Genomic DNA, 12,694 nt, shown 5'->3' with positions numbered 1-12,694 from the left:
GAGCGCCTTCAGGTAGCGCTGGGCGGCGTCGCTCTTCACCTCTTCGCGCAATAGATCCGCCATGCCGACGATGCCATTGAGGGGCGTGCGCACCTCGTGGCTGACGATGGCCAGGAACTCGGACTTGGCGCGACTGGCCATCTGGGCCGCCCGCGCCTTGCCGAGCTGGGCACGGTTCTCGAGCACCAGCGAGCGCACCAGCAGTCCACCAGTCCCCATCAGCAGCAAGATCAGCGCCAACACCACGCCATAGAGCTCGATCAGGCTTTGCCGCTCGTTGGTGCGGGTGTATGCCACGCTTGCGTTGGTTTCTACCACAATGGCGGAGGTGATCGTCTGGAGATCAAAAGCCTGCAGCGAGAGGCGCTCGACCAACGCCGCCGTCAACCCGCCGGGCCCGGGAAGGCGCTCGTCCATCGACGCCTCGAGGCGCTCCACTCCCGCCTTCGAGGCCGCGACCAGCGGGCGCAGGCGCTCGATTCTGGCCACGGCGGCGCCCAGGTCGCCCTGCATGAACAGGCGCTGACGGCTGAAGAGAATCTCCAGATGCTGCTGCAACTCGTCCCATGGGCGCGCCATCGGCGACTCGGCGAGCTCGAGGCGCAGCTCGCGCACCTCGCGGTCGAACTGGTAGGCAGACCACAGCATGTTCTCCAGCAGGCGATTCTCGAGCGCCTGCTGGCGATAGTAGATCACCCCGCCGGTGGCCAGCGTCGAGAAGAACAGCATCAGGGCCAGCAGCGTGGCGATGCCGACGCCGCGCGGCAGGAGACGCTTCCGGGCTAGGCGCAACGCGCTTGGCCTCGCGACAGGATCATTCGATCTCGATGCGGTTGACCTGCCACACCGAGCGCGAGAGCGTCACTTCGTTCATCAGCGACGACGCCTGATCGAAGGGGTAGATGACGAACAGCGGCCCCTGGTCACGCACCTGCAGCGGCTGACCGTTGGCGCTCATAGCGAAGATGACGTCGTACTTGTAGAAATCGCGCACCGGCACCGTGGCCGAATAGTCGTTCAGCGCCATGATGCGAAGCTCACGCCCTTCGCTGCCCACCGCGTCGAGCAGGGTGCGCCCGAGCGGACCGACGAAACGCACCGCGCCATCGTGCCAGGGCGTGTGGGTCACCGTCTCGTGCTGGGGCAGCGCCTCCAGCATGGCGCGATCGAACTGCGCTTGATCGCCGGCATTGGTATTCTCGAGCTCGCCGGACACGGTCAGGATGACCGGCCCTTGCGGCGCCTCGAGCGTCTCGGCGTGCAGCGAAGGTAGCGAAAAAGCCGCCAGGAGGGCGATGAGGTAGCGCATGATTGAAAAGCTCCTGCCAGAAATCGTTCCAAGGAGTGATTATATAGGAGCTTACAACGAAGGCATATCAAGTTATTGCTGATTGATAACGAGATATATCTATGAATTCGCCGTCCTGTAACCATACTCTAAAATCAGTGTATGATCAGCTGATCACCATCTAGCTCGATCTAGGAAAATCCTTCGATCTGACTCTTGAGCTTGGTTTAATTAAGCCGAATTTGGCCAGTCATATTCGATATTAATTCATTACCAGGGGAGTTAAAATTGCTGTATCGGACTGCTACGTTAATATTATTTACCCTGATTGACAGTAGCGCAAACAAGCATTGCCGCTTTTCAAGAGGTATCTCAAGTACGTCAGAGACTTTGGCTGTAGTATCGTTTATACCAAAACCAGCAACGTCAATACCGAGGTCGTGTATACCGAGGATAACTTCAACGAATCAGCGTTCAGCAAGGTGCTCGAAAGTGTTCAGGAACTCTTACAGAAAGCAGGAAAACTTGGCGTTCTTCTAGGCATAGAGTCTGGCGTCAGCCTCCCTCTCCACAGCGCTGATAAAGCACATCGTCTGGTAAAGGCCGCCCCCTCGAACGGCCTTCAGATCATATTTAACTCTGTTAATCTACTGACAAGCGATAACTATCATGATCAACAGGTTATTCTGGAAACGGCGATCCACCAGTGGGGCGTTAAGATGCCGTTCTTCACGCCAAATATTTTATCGTCGAGGATGGAAAGCTGGTATTCGTACTTCTAGGCTAAGGCTGGCTCGATTATCAGCTGGCAATCGATCGGCTCATCGACAGAAAACCCCATATCGATATCATCATGGATGAAATCGAAACGGAGGATATAAACGCTGGCTTTATCTTCATCAGGTCATTAGTAAAAATCAGCTCCATTATCAGTAATCGCCCAAACTAATGGCAGCCATCGTGGGAGGGCGCCTTTGCACTATACGCCCTTCCGCTTTAACCGCCTACAGTTGGAACATCGGGAAATAGGTCAATTCCATATCAACACTCCAATAATCGTCAGCATCAAGATAGTCAATGACACCATGGCCTCGCCCAGCGTGTAGGTCTTGAACCCACCACGAACGGTAAATTTAGCAAGTTGGGTAGTGATCCAGAAACCACTATCGTTTACGTGGCCAATGCTGATACCGCCCGCTAGCGCCGCCAAGGCAATCCATAAGGGGTCTACCACACCGGTAGAGGCCGCCCCAGCCATGATTGTCATGGCGGTGATACCGGCCACGGTGCCAGAGCCCTGGGCAATACGAAAAATCGCCGCCAGAGAGTAAGTCAGCAGCACCATGCCCAAGGCGGACTGGGTATCACGAAATAGTTGATCAACGAGCATTTCGCCGATTTGCGTTTCTTTGATCACCGCTCCCAAAGAGCCACCTGCACCGGTAACGAGAAGTACCAAGCCCGCCGTTTGCAAACCTTTCGATGCCGACACATCACAACGATCTCGAGACATTAAGGGAATGGCAATGGCATAGGCCGCAATGGCCCCAAGCATCAAGGCCACGATTCGGTCGCTCACAAAGGCGACGAAACCTGGCAGTTCGGTACCACCGAGCATGCCGATTTGCTGTCCATAATCGTACAGTGTACCGCTCAGGATGAGCAGGATCGGAATGGCAATGGGCGCCAATGCCTGCCATAGGGGCATATCGGGTAGTTCGGGAGATACAGTAGCGCTCTCCTCCTCATCGATCTCATTAATCGCGAGCTCATCTTTGGCGGCGTTCCAGATACCGGCATCGAGCAGCATGAAATAGAGCTTCATGACGACCAGTGCAGTAATGAGTCCGACGGTCAATCCAGCAAAGGTCATGATGCCTATATCAAAACCAAGAATGGAGGCGGCTGCCAAGGGGTTAGGGGTAGGCGGCACGATGGTGTGCGAGGTAGCCGCCCCAATGACCAGCGCACCAATAGCGTAAGGCAAGGGCTTACTCAAGGTCTTGGCCAGAGCCACGCCGAGAGGAACCAGAATCACGAACGTGACATCGAAAAACACCGGGATCGACAACAGGAACCCGGTCAACCCTAGCGCATATAATCCGGCACCTTTTGGCGCACTAGCAACCAGCCGATAGGCGATTTTATGCGCAGCGCCCGAATCGCTCATGAGCTGACCAATGATAACGCCAAAGCCAATCGGCAACCCTATGGCCGTCATAATATTACCAAAACCTGCGCCGATGGCGTCGACGGTTCCAGTCATACCCAGCCCCATGGATAATCCCAGATACAGGCAGCCCACTACCAAACTAATAGCAGCGTTTAATTTCACATAAAGAATGAGCAATAGGATCAGCAGGATCGCTACCGCAAGGTGCAATACTTCCATGGCGTGTTCTCCACTATTATCGTATTTATGAGCCAAAAGTGTTTTAAGCAGAAGAATTCATCTTGCGCGCAGTTTTCTTCTAATTACCTTGAGCACTTTGAGGGGCTAATTTTCGATTTTTATTAATACTAGATACGAGTCGATTATGGGTTACCGGTTGTCGTTTCCTTTTCTCTTCTTGCCCACAAGGGCGTTATGACAAACCAGAGAACGGTTACTATTAGAATATTTGTCTTCATGGCGGATTCACTAACCATATCGAACAAATAAAGCAGGGGTAAAAGAACGGTCAGCACCAACATCAAGAGCGAAATACCTTGAAGTAGTTTACGCATCAGGTCGACTCCAGCGGTGAAGAAGGTGCTGCCGAAGGTTCGACTCGCTTGCGCTGAGCGATGAAGCTGAGCAGGACGAAGAGTCCAGCGGCAATGAACCAGCCAGGCAGGGCAACAAAGAATATTTCGATGCCGGCGAATTGCACCATAAACAAGCAAATAGCCAGTGTGACCATCCATGTGGCTATCACAGGTAGCGTGAACTGCTGCCCGGTATACTCGGCGTAGAAACTCTTCAGACCAAGTTTGGGCAATACCCAGTAATCAATGAAGATCATCGCTCCCACTGGCATGAGCAGCAAACCATATAGGGCAACGAAGTCCAGTAGCTGCATCGCCACCCCAGGGAACAGCGCCACGATGGTGGTCAAAATCCCTGTGCCAATGGTCACCTTGAAGCGCGACACGGTGGGAATGATTGCCTGAAAAGCAAGGCCTGCGCGATAAATGGTAGGATTGGCCGTCGTCCAGCCAGCGATGATGACGCAGATCAAACCAGCGATCCCCAGTGCCTGATCGGCAAGCGGGCCAGGTAACGGTGTGGGAATTTGCCCTGCCTCGGAGGCAGCAATTACAGCAGCTTCACTGGTGAGCCCTGCATCATACATCTGAAAGGCAAACAGCATAGAGGCAGCTAACCACGCCATAAAATGGCCTACGTACATACCTGCAGCCGATGCAATGCTGTACCAGCTCTTGCGGGCAAACCGGAGCACCGTCAAATCGGACATGCCCGCATGCATTGCCATATTAGCGAACCAGGCAAAGAAAATGACGTGCCAAATAGAGAAACTGGGCTGGCCTGGAACTTCCACACCGGTCCATATCGCGGTATCCGCTAACGTCCAGAGATCGCCCAATGAGCTGGCTTCGGCACCCGTTGCATCGATGAACCACTTGAGTGACACGATACCGAAGCCCAGAAACATCAGTACCATCCACGGTGCCGCGATATTGGCAAACCAGGAAACAAAGCGGTAGCCATACGCCGCAACAACGGTGATGACGACACCGACACCGATAACACTCAATACCCACCCAAGGCTGTTGGGCAGCAGATCTGACAGGGTCGGTAAGGGAAAACCGAACCATACGCCGACGGCTGTAGCAGAGATCGTGATCATCGCGCCCGCAAGAAAACAGAATGACACGCCGTTAGCCAGGTTGTAGAGAATGACCGTATGACGGCCTGCTATCTTTTCGAGATGGCGATAGAGCGTCAGCCGAACTCGCGTGCCAATAGGCGCCGTCAGGAACAACCAGCTCAGTACCGCCAGCATGTTGCCTATCAATAGCCCTATCACCACATCGAAAGCCGCCACACCGGCCAGCACGAATAAGGGTCCGATCATCAGCTCGGTGCCCGCAGCATGCTCACCTGCATACATGCCGATGAAGCTCTTGAAACCGAGCCGGGCCTTTACAGGCACCGGCGTACGCTCATACTCCCCACCCGTTACTTCTTCACCTGCCACGCCAGACGGGTCTAGCGTGGCGGCAGAGTCGCTCATATGACTCATGGCAAGGTACCTCGATCAGATGATTTATCAGGTTTCCAAGTACACCACGTGGCTGTGGGTATACTCGTACAAACCGTGTTTTCCATCCGCTCCACCAATGCCAGATTTACGCACTCCGGCGTGGAAGCCCTGCATCGCTTCGAAGTTTTCACGGTTGATGTAGGTCTCGCCAAAATCCAACTCGCGCGCCGCCTGCATAGCGCTGTTGAGGCTGCGGGTATAGATCGAGGACGTCAGGCCATATTCACAGTCGTTGGCAAGCGCAATAGCTTCATCGAGGGTATCGACCACCTGTATAGGCAGTACAGGGCCAAAAATCTCCTTGCGCATGATTTCCATATCCTGGCGGCAATTTGAGAGCACCGTCGGCTGATAGTGAAAACCAGCACCGAGATCGGCAATTTTGCCTCCCGTAACTAGTTCGGCACCGTTACGACGCGCGGTATCGACCATCTGTACGACTTTATCCAGCCCTGCCTGGTTGATCATGGGTCCCATTTCGACATTGCTATCGGCCAGGGGATCGCCATAGCGGGTAGCTTCCATCGCCTTAGCCATTCGTGCGATGAAATCATCGGCCACGCCACGCTGCACGTAAACGCGCTCGGCGCAGTTGCACACCTGTCCGGTATTGATGATTCGAGAACCGCGAATGGCGTTCACGGCTAGATCTAGATCGGCGTCATCAAGGACGATGGAAGGCGCTTTGCCGCCCAGCTCTAAATTGAGCTTGGTGATATTATTGGCGGCGTTAGCCATGATGCGAGTACCGGTCTCAACACTACCGGTAAAGCTGATCATGTCGACCTGAGCACTGGCAGTGAGCGCATTGCCTGCCTCAGCGCCCGTTCCGCTCACCACGTTGAAAACACCAGTGGGAAAGCCAACCTCATCGAACAGACGAGCGAATTCGAAGCAGTTGTTCGGCGTCTCTTCGCTTGGCTTGATGACGATGGTGTTACCCGTAATCAAAGCAGGCGCCATCTTGCGGGCGATAAGAAAAAACGGAAAGTTCCAAGGTAGGATGCCTGCCACCACGCCGAGAGGCTTACGAAAAAGAAAAATATTTTCCTTAGGCCGATCACTCTGAATGATTTCGCCCTCGATGCGACGCCCCCACTCGGCCATGTAATCCAGGTAGTCAGCGGTAAAGTTTACCTCGACCTCGGCCAGCCCACTTATTTTTCCCTGCTCGGCAGTGATCGTTCGTGCCAGAGGAGCAACATTATCGCGCAGTTTGTTGGCCAAGCGATGCAGTAAGGCGGCCCGTTCGACGGCAGGCGTCGCTGCCCACTGTTTTTGTGCTCCACGTGCGGCCTCGAGTGCTCTCTCGACATCGTTAGCACTTGAGGCGGGAACCCGAGACAATACCTCGTGCGTGGCAGGGTTGAGAACCTCCAAGTGCTGGGAAGTTGGCTCGAAGGTGCCATTGATATAGTTTTGGTAAGTGGTTAGCTGTGACATTGTCATGCTCCTGTTATCGTTATAGGCCGCTACAATGAAACCGCGGCGGATCAGTGCATCAATACGTGCTTGAAGCGTTATGCGTAGTCTGCTCCTTGTAAAGGGCCACCGTGGCCATGGCGCTCTGACGCAACAGGCTGATGTCGATTCCCACGGCAATGAAGTGACAGCCCAGTGCTTCATAGCGGCGAGCATCCTCTTCAAGGGGGGCAAGAATACCGACCGGCTTACCCGCCGCTTTAGCCACCTTGATCACCGTCTCGATGGCTTGCTGCACCTCGGGGTGGCCTGGATTGCCCGGATGCCCCATCCCCACCGATAAATCGGCCGGTCCGATGAATACCGCATCGACCCCCTCGGTGTTGGCGATCGCCTCGGCGGATTCGACCCCTTTGGGGGACTCCACCTGCACGATCAGACAGAGCGATTCATGCGCCCTGGACAAGTAGTCGTCCACACCATCCCAACGCGTCGCCCGTACCAGCCCACCGCCCACACCGCGAACACCGTGTGGGGGATAACGTGTCGCCCGCACCAACGCCGCCGCCTGATCGGCACTTTCGACCATGGGAACCATGAGCGTCTGAGCACCAACGTCGAGCAGTTGCTTGATCAGTGCCGGATCCTGATTAACACAGCGCACTACCGGCGCACTCTGGTAAGGCAGCACCGCCTGTAACTGAGCCAGAATAGTGGGCACCGTATTGGGTGCATGCTCACCATCGATAAGCAGCCAGTCAAAACCGGTCCCCGCGATAATTTCGGCCGCATACCCTGTCGCAAAACCGGCCCAACAGCCCCATTGGGTCGTGTCACTCGCCAGCGCTTTCTTGAACTCATTAACGGGCATTTGCATGCTTTCGCCTCCTCAAAATAAGAGTAATTACTGCAAATTGACGTACATGCCGCCATCCACCAGCAGCGATGCCCCGGTGACGTACTGCGCCATGTCGGAGGCCAAAAAGACTAGCGGTCCAGCCAAATCCTCAGGACGCCCCAGGCGGCCAAGAGGCGTACGCCCGGCCATGTAATCGCGCTTTTCCTGGTCGGCAAGATCTTCCTTGTTGATATCGGTTTCGATGGTGCCAGGAAGAAGCGCATTGCAGCGGATGCCATATGGCCCCAGAGCAACGGCACAGGACTGCATCAACGACAAGAGCCCCGCCTTGGTAGGCGTGTAGTGCGTCTGCATACCGCCCCCCACGAGCGCGCTGATCGAACTCACCGCAATGATCGCGCCACCACGCCCTTGACGTTTCATCTGATTGGCCGCTGCCTGAACTGCAAAAAAGGCACCGTTGAGGTTCGTGTTCACCGTGTCGAGATAGGTCTGGCGGGGCATATCCAGGAAGCTATGGAAGGGACAGATACCCGCGTTATTGACGAAGACATCGACACCGCCAAACTGCTCGACGGCCGCATCGACCAGTAGCTGCCCGGTATCCGGATCTTCTGCAGGCGCCCCAACCGCGACGGCACGGCGACCAAGCGCTTCGATCTCCTGGATCAGTTCGTCTACCGCAGCGCGGCTGGAAGGGCTACCGCTGTAACCGATGACGACATTGGCGCCCTGTCGCGCGCACTCGATAGCGGCAGCACGACCGATACCACGAGAGGCCCCGGTAATGATGACGCTCTTGTCTGCCAGTAACATGTAAATCCCCCTTGAGATGGATGGATCAGATTTAAATACGGTAGATGCGCCGAGCATTGCTTACGAAGAGCGCTTGCTGCTCGGCGTGGCTCGCATCGGCGATGATCTGCGCATAGGCATGCCAGATATCTGCATACCGTGCATAAAGTCCATCAACAGGATAATTGGAAGCGAACAGGCATCGCTCTACGCCAAACGCATCTATCGCCTCTAGAATCAGCGGACGAATGCTGCCAAGACTCCACTGATGGTCGAGCATGCCAAAGCCACTCAGCTTGGTCGCAATGTTGGGTTGGCAAGCCAGCGTCCGCATACCATCACGCCACTCACGCCATCCGCGCACGCCTTGACGGTCCACGTACATTCCTGCGTGATTGAGCACGAACTGAATATCGGGGTGGCGCGCGGCAATAGCGGCGGCCTGAGTCATTTGCGAAGGATATATCTGAAGATCGAACGAGAGCTTCAGCGGCGCTAGCCGCGCTAGATTCTGCTGCCAAAGCGCCTCTTTCATGTAATGGCGCTCGACATAGTCGTAAAGCGGGTCCTGGTGCACATTGAGAATCTGGCGCACCCCGCGTACAGCACCGGAGAGAGCGCACTGCGCTTCGAGCCTGGCCGGTGCCTCCGGCTGAGATAGATCCACCCCCACCACCATTGCCGCGTTCAACGACGGGTATTCGGCAAGCTTGCGAGTCAACCACCGCGTCTCTGCCACAGGGTCATCGGCATCCGCTTCCACGTGAACCAGCCCCACCAGTTCGATGTCATCGAGCTGATCGAGTAACTCATCCGGCCCGAAGTCACGCGCCATGGGGGTATAATCACCCAGCAGGTTCGGCGTGGGATTCTCGAGCCAAGGCTGATTGCCCTGATCAAGCGCCCAAAAATGAAGATGCGGATCGACTACTTGCATGTAGGCTCTCCCGGCAAGAAAGAGAAGACTTCCTCTAGAGGGACGCTGACCGGCGAATTATCGGCGGCGGAATCCATGATATCGGCCATATATGTCCACCAGCGCTGCATGACGGGCAAGGCCGAAAGCTGATCCACGGTATGCTCCTCACGCAGGTACATGATGGCGAATAAGTGCAGGCTTCGAGGGTCGAGGAAAATTCGATACTCTTCGATACCGGCATCGGTCAGCGCTGTTGCAAGCTCTGGCCACAGCTCATCATGCCGGCGCTGGTACTCCTCTTCCTGCCCCGGGTGGAGCGTCATACGCAGCGCCTTGATAGGCATAGATAACTCCTCAAATTCGTTTAATGAGTGTAGGGACGTGCCAACTCACAATCGGGGTTCAAGCGCACTCCAAAACCCGGTTTATCCAGCTTAGAGGCGGACATGCAACCGTTCTCGGGTACCGGCTCATCCAGCAATAGCGGGTTGAACATGGGAACGACTTCGTCAGCCTTGGGCGCCATCATCAAGAACTCGGCGAACGGACTGTTATGGCGTGTGATCACGAAGTGGTAGCTGTAGACCGAAGAACCATGCGGTACGACAAGCTTGTTATGGGCATCGGCAAGCGCTGAAATCTTGATCAGCTCGGTAATACCTCCGCACCAGCCCACATCGGGCTGAATGATGTCGCAGCACTCCATTTCGAGCAGCATGCGAAACCCCCAACGGGTCGCTTCGTGTTCGCCGGTATTCACGAGCATGCCCTTGGGAACATCGCGCTTGAGCTGCGCATAGCCCCAGTAGTCATCGGGCGGCAAGGCCTCCTCGATCCATTTGAGGTCATACGCCTTGGCGCCTTGGGCCAACCGCGTAGCATAGTTGAGATCCAGGCTCATCCAGCAGTCGTACATCAACCAGAAGTCATCGCCCACGGCGCTACGCATTTTGGCCAGATGCTCAAGGTTCTTCTTGAGACCTTCTTCACCTTCGGCAGGACCGTGAACCAGCGGCATCTTACCGCCAATGAACCCCATTTCTTTGGCCAGATCGGGGCGGGCCCCGGTCGCATAGAACACCAGTTCATCGCGAACCGGGCCGCCCAGCAATTGATGGACCGGCAGTTGACGCACCTTACCCAGCAGATCCCAAAGCGCCAGATCCACACAGGAAATGGTGTTGATCACAACGCCTTTACGTCCATAATAAAGAGTGGCGTTGAACATCTGATCCCAGATCTTCTCGATCTCACCCACCTGCTTGCCTTCGATAAAGCGCGCCAAGTGGTTTTCGACAATCCACGCGCCGATCTCTCCGCCTGTGGTAACGGCAAAACCCACCGTGTTGTCACTTGCCTCTACCTCGACGACAAGTGTTCCCAGAACGTTGAGACCAAAACTGCTCCGGGTCATACGGTACTCAGGGTACTTGCTCATGGGCGTGGCAATTTGTGAATCGATCCAGTGTCCATCCGCCTGATCGTGATAATCCGCACCGCCACCGCGAACGGTATAGGCGCGCACTTGCTTGATAGTGATATCGCTCATTAACGTTCCTTTTCGCTATTATTAACGCCATCGTCTTGAGTAACGTTGTAAGTAAAAGTGCGTTCATGAGCCAATGCTTATCTCGTTCTCCTCGATACCTTTTGGTTATCTGACAGACAGATACTCCTAATGGTGCGGCTTTACACCAAGGCAGATAAAAACAGGCGACATAGCCAACTAGACTAATGTCGCACATCTCGAGTCGTTCACTTCGCCATACTATTTGGGTATCAAAAAGCAGGAAAACGTCATGGAAAGCTTTCAGTCATTGGCCGCCAAGCTACGCTACAAGCACCTGCTGATGCTTTCGACCCTGGGAAAACGCAGAAATCTTCATCAGACGGCGGCGGTCATGCACATGTCCCAGCCAGCGGCTACGCGAATGCTGAGCGAAATCGAACGGGTGTTTAACTGCCAGCTTTTCGAGCGCACCTCGCAGGGCATGCAGCCGACTGGGCCGGGGGAGATGCTGGTCGACTTTGCCGAGAATGCATTGGCGCGCCTGGACCGCTGCGCTGAAGAGATGCACCGTTACCAGTTAGGCGGGCGTGGACAGTTAACGGTAGGCGCCATTATGGGGGCCGCCCCCGACCTGGTAGCGCAGTCCATTATTGAGATGAAGCGCCAGCGCCCTCTTCTACAGATACGCTTGATGGGAGAAACCAGCGACCAGTTAGTAGAGCTTCTTGGGCAGGGAAAGGTGGACATCGCCATTGCTCGCTATGCTACCTCGATCCAGCACAATCATTTCGATTTCGAACCGTTGGGTAATGAAAATATGGTGACCGTGGTACGCCGTGATCATCCACTCGTCCAAACGCGCCTGCCCCCTTTGAAGGAACTGCTCGAAACCTGGCCCTGGATCTTGCAGCCGATTACGACACCCGCACGCCAAGCGCTGGAGAAGGAGTTCGAAATGGAGGGGCTGGTGTCACCTCGCGATATTATTGAATGCGGGTCCATCTTTGCAGCGCTGCAACTCGTACAAAAAAGCGATGCCCTGCTGGTCATGGCCGAAACCGTGCTCAATGACTACCTATCGGCGGGCCTGATCGATAAGCTTCCCATGACTCTGGGGAGAACGCTCGCTCCTTTTGGACTACTGACAAGAAAAGAGGCCTACCATGGCGAGCCGGTCACCGGTTTTTGCGACATACTGAGAAAAAATGCCACGCAATGGCGAGAATAATGCCGATTTGAAGAGAAGAGGTGATACCAAGTATCGCTCTCTGATGATGTGCAAGAGCCGTTCGACTTATCAAATGGCTTTCAAATACTTTATACAGCCCTGCATTTTCTTTAAACAGGGCGCCTGAGGATACAGGCGCCCAGTAAAAAGTGCTCAAGGCTGGGGTTGTGCGCGCTAGTGGGTATTACTGGTCCCACTCTGGCGCCATCTCCGGATTGGCGATGCGCTCGCCGCGATCGAGGGTGGCGATGTCGGCCATTTCCGCCTCACTTGGCTCGATATCGAAGGCCTTGAAATTTCTCTCGATATTGCGCGCCTTGGTGGAGGACGGAATGGTCACGAGCCCGCGCGCCTTGATCCAGGCCAGGGTGATCTCGGCGGGGGGCACGCCGTGGCGGTCGGCGA

14 protein-coding genes are annotated in these 12,694 nt (G+C 55.3%); 2 read left to right on the top strand and 12 right to left on the bottom strand.

Annotated elements, in window-relative coordinates; translation table 11 throughout:
• Window positions 1–792, bottom strand: a 792-nt coding sequence (locus BIS11_RS02685) for a histidine kinase dimerization/phospho-acceptor domain-containing protein (RefSeq protein ID WP_301286401.1), incomplete at its 3' end; no start/stop codon positions are given.
• Window positions 793–814: 22 nt separating this feature from the next.
• Window positions 815–1,309, bottom strand: a complete 495-nt coding sequence (locus tag BIS11_RS02680) for a molybdopterin-dependent oxidoreductase (RefSeq protein ID WP_253418504.1) — start codon at window positions 1,307–1,309, stop codon at window positions 815–817.
• 419 nt (window positions 1,310–1,728) lie between these two features.
• Here BIS11_RS02680 and BIS11_RS02675 point away from each other — a divergent pair, with 419 nt between their 5' ends.
• On the top strand, window positions 1,729–2,070 hold the full coding sequence (locus BIS11_RS02675; protein ID WP_253418507.1) for a hypothetical protein: 342 nt from the start codon (window positions 1,729–1,731) through the stop codon (window positions 2,068–2,070).
• Between the two features lie 248 nt (window positions 2,071–2,318).
• Here the strand turns inward: BIS11_RS02675 and BIS11_RS02670 are convergent, their stop codons facing one another.
• The 9 genes from BIS11_RS02670 to rhmD form a co-directional block, all read right to left on the bottom strand.
• On the bottom strand, window positions 2,319–3,680 hold the full coding sequence (locus BIS11_RS02670; protein WP_253418510.1) for a GntP family permease: 1,362 nt from the start codon (window positions 3,678–3,680) through the stop codon (window positions 2,319–2,321).
• 143 nt (window positions 3,681–3,823) lie between these two features.
• On the bottom strand, window positions 3,824–4,015 hold the full coding sequence (locus BIS11_RS02665) for a hypothetical protein (RefSeq protein WP_253418513.1): 192 nt from the start codon (window positions 4,013–4,015) through the stop codon (window positions 3,824–3,826).
• Entirely contained in the window at window positions 4,015–5,535 is a 1,521-nt protein-coding gene (locus tag BIS11_RS02660) for a cytosine permease (protein ID WP_253418516.1), read from the bottom strand. The genes BIS11_RS02665 and BIS11_RS02660 overlap by 1 nt, the downstream gene beginning before the upstream one ends.
• Window positions 5,536–5,562: 27 nt before the next feature.
• Entirely contained in the window at window positions 5,563–6,999 is a 1,437-nt protein-coding gene (gene aldA / locus BIS11_RS02655) for an aldehyde dehydrogenase (protein WP_253418519.1), read from the bottom strand.
• Between the two features lie 58 nt (window positions 7,000–7,057).
• The gene (locus BIS11_RS02650; RefSeq protein WP_253418523.1) at window positions 7,058–7,855 is read right to left on the bottom strand and encodes an HpcH/HpaI aldolase/citrate lyase family protein; all 798 of its coding nucleotides are present in this window, start codon (window positions 7,853–7,855) and stop codon (window positions 7,058–7,060) included.
• A gap of 27 nt (window positions 7,856–7,882) precedes the next feature.
• Window positions 7,883–8,653, bottom strand: coding sequence for an SDR family NAD(P)-dependent oxidoreductase (locus BIS11_RS02645; protein ID WP_253418526.1), 771 nt, complete (start codon window positions 8,651–8,653; stop codon window positions 7,883–7,885).
• Window positions 8,654–8,684: 31 nt separating this feature from the next.
• Entirely contained in the window at window positions 8,685–9,569 is an 885-nt protein-coding gene (locus tag BIS11_RS02640; RefSeq protein ID WP_253418528.1) for an amidohydrolase, read from the bottom strand.
• Window positions 9,560–9,895: an L-rhamnose mutarotase gene (gene rhaM / locus BIS11_RS02635; protein WP_253418530.1), complete on the bottom strand. Its 336-nt coding sequence runs from the start codon at window positions 9,893–9,895 to the stop codon at window positions 9,560–9,562. Before rhaM ends, BIS11_RS02640 begins: the two co-directional genes overlap by 10 nt.
• Window positions 9,896–9,915: 20 nt before the next feature.
• On the bottom strand, window positions 9,916–11,100 hold the full coding sequence (rhmD, locus tag BIS11_RS02630) for an L-rhamnonate dehydratase (protein WP_253585714.1): 1,185 nt from the start codon (window positions 11,098–11,100) through the stop codon (window positions 9,916–9,918).
• Window positions 11,101–11,350: 250 nt separating this feature from the next.
• On the opposite strand from rhmD, the gene BIS11_RS02625 reads away from it, so the two are divergent.
• A complete protein-coding gene (locus BIS11_RS02625; protein ID WP_253418536.1) occupies window positions 11,351–12,289 on the top strand; it encodes a LysR family transcriptional regulator in 939 nt (312 codons plus the stop codon).
• A gap of 184 nt (window positions 12,290–12,473) precedes the next feature.
• Here BIS11_RS02625 and BIS11_RS02620 read toward each other — a convergent pair.
• Window positions 12,474–12,694: aldo/keto reductase (locus BIS11_RS02620; protein WP_253585713.1), on the bottom strand; the 221-nt coding region annotated here is incomplete at its 5' end.

The sequence above is a fragment of the Halomonas sp. 707D4 genome, assembly GCF_024158685.1.
Taxonomy (GTDB): Bacteria; Pseudomonadota; Gammaproteobacteria; order Pseudomonadales; family Halomonadaceae; genus Vreelandella.
Note: the sequence above shows the minus strand (reverse complement) of the source record. Positions and strands in the feature narration are given on the sequence as shown.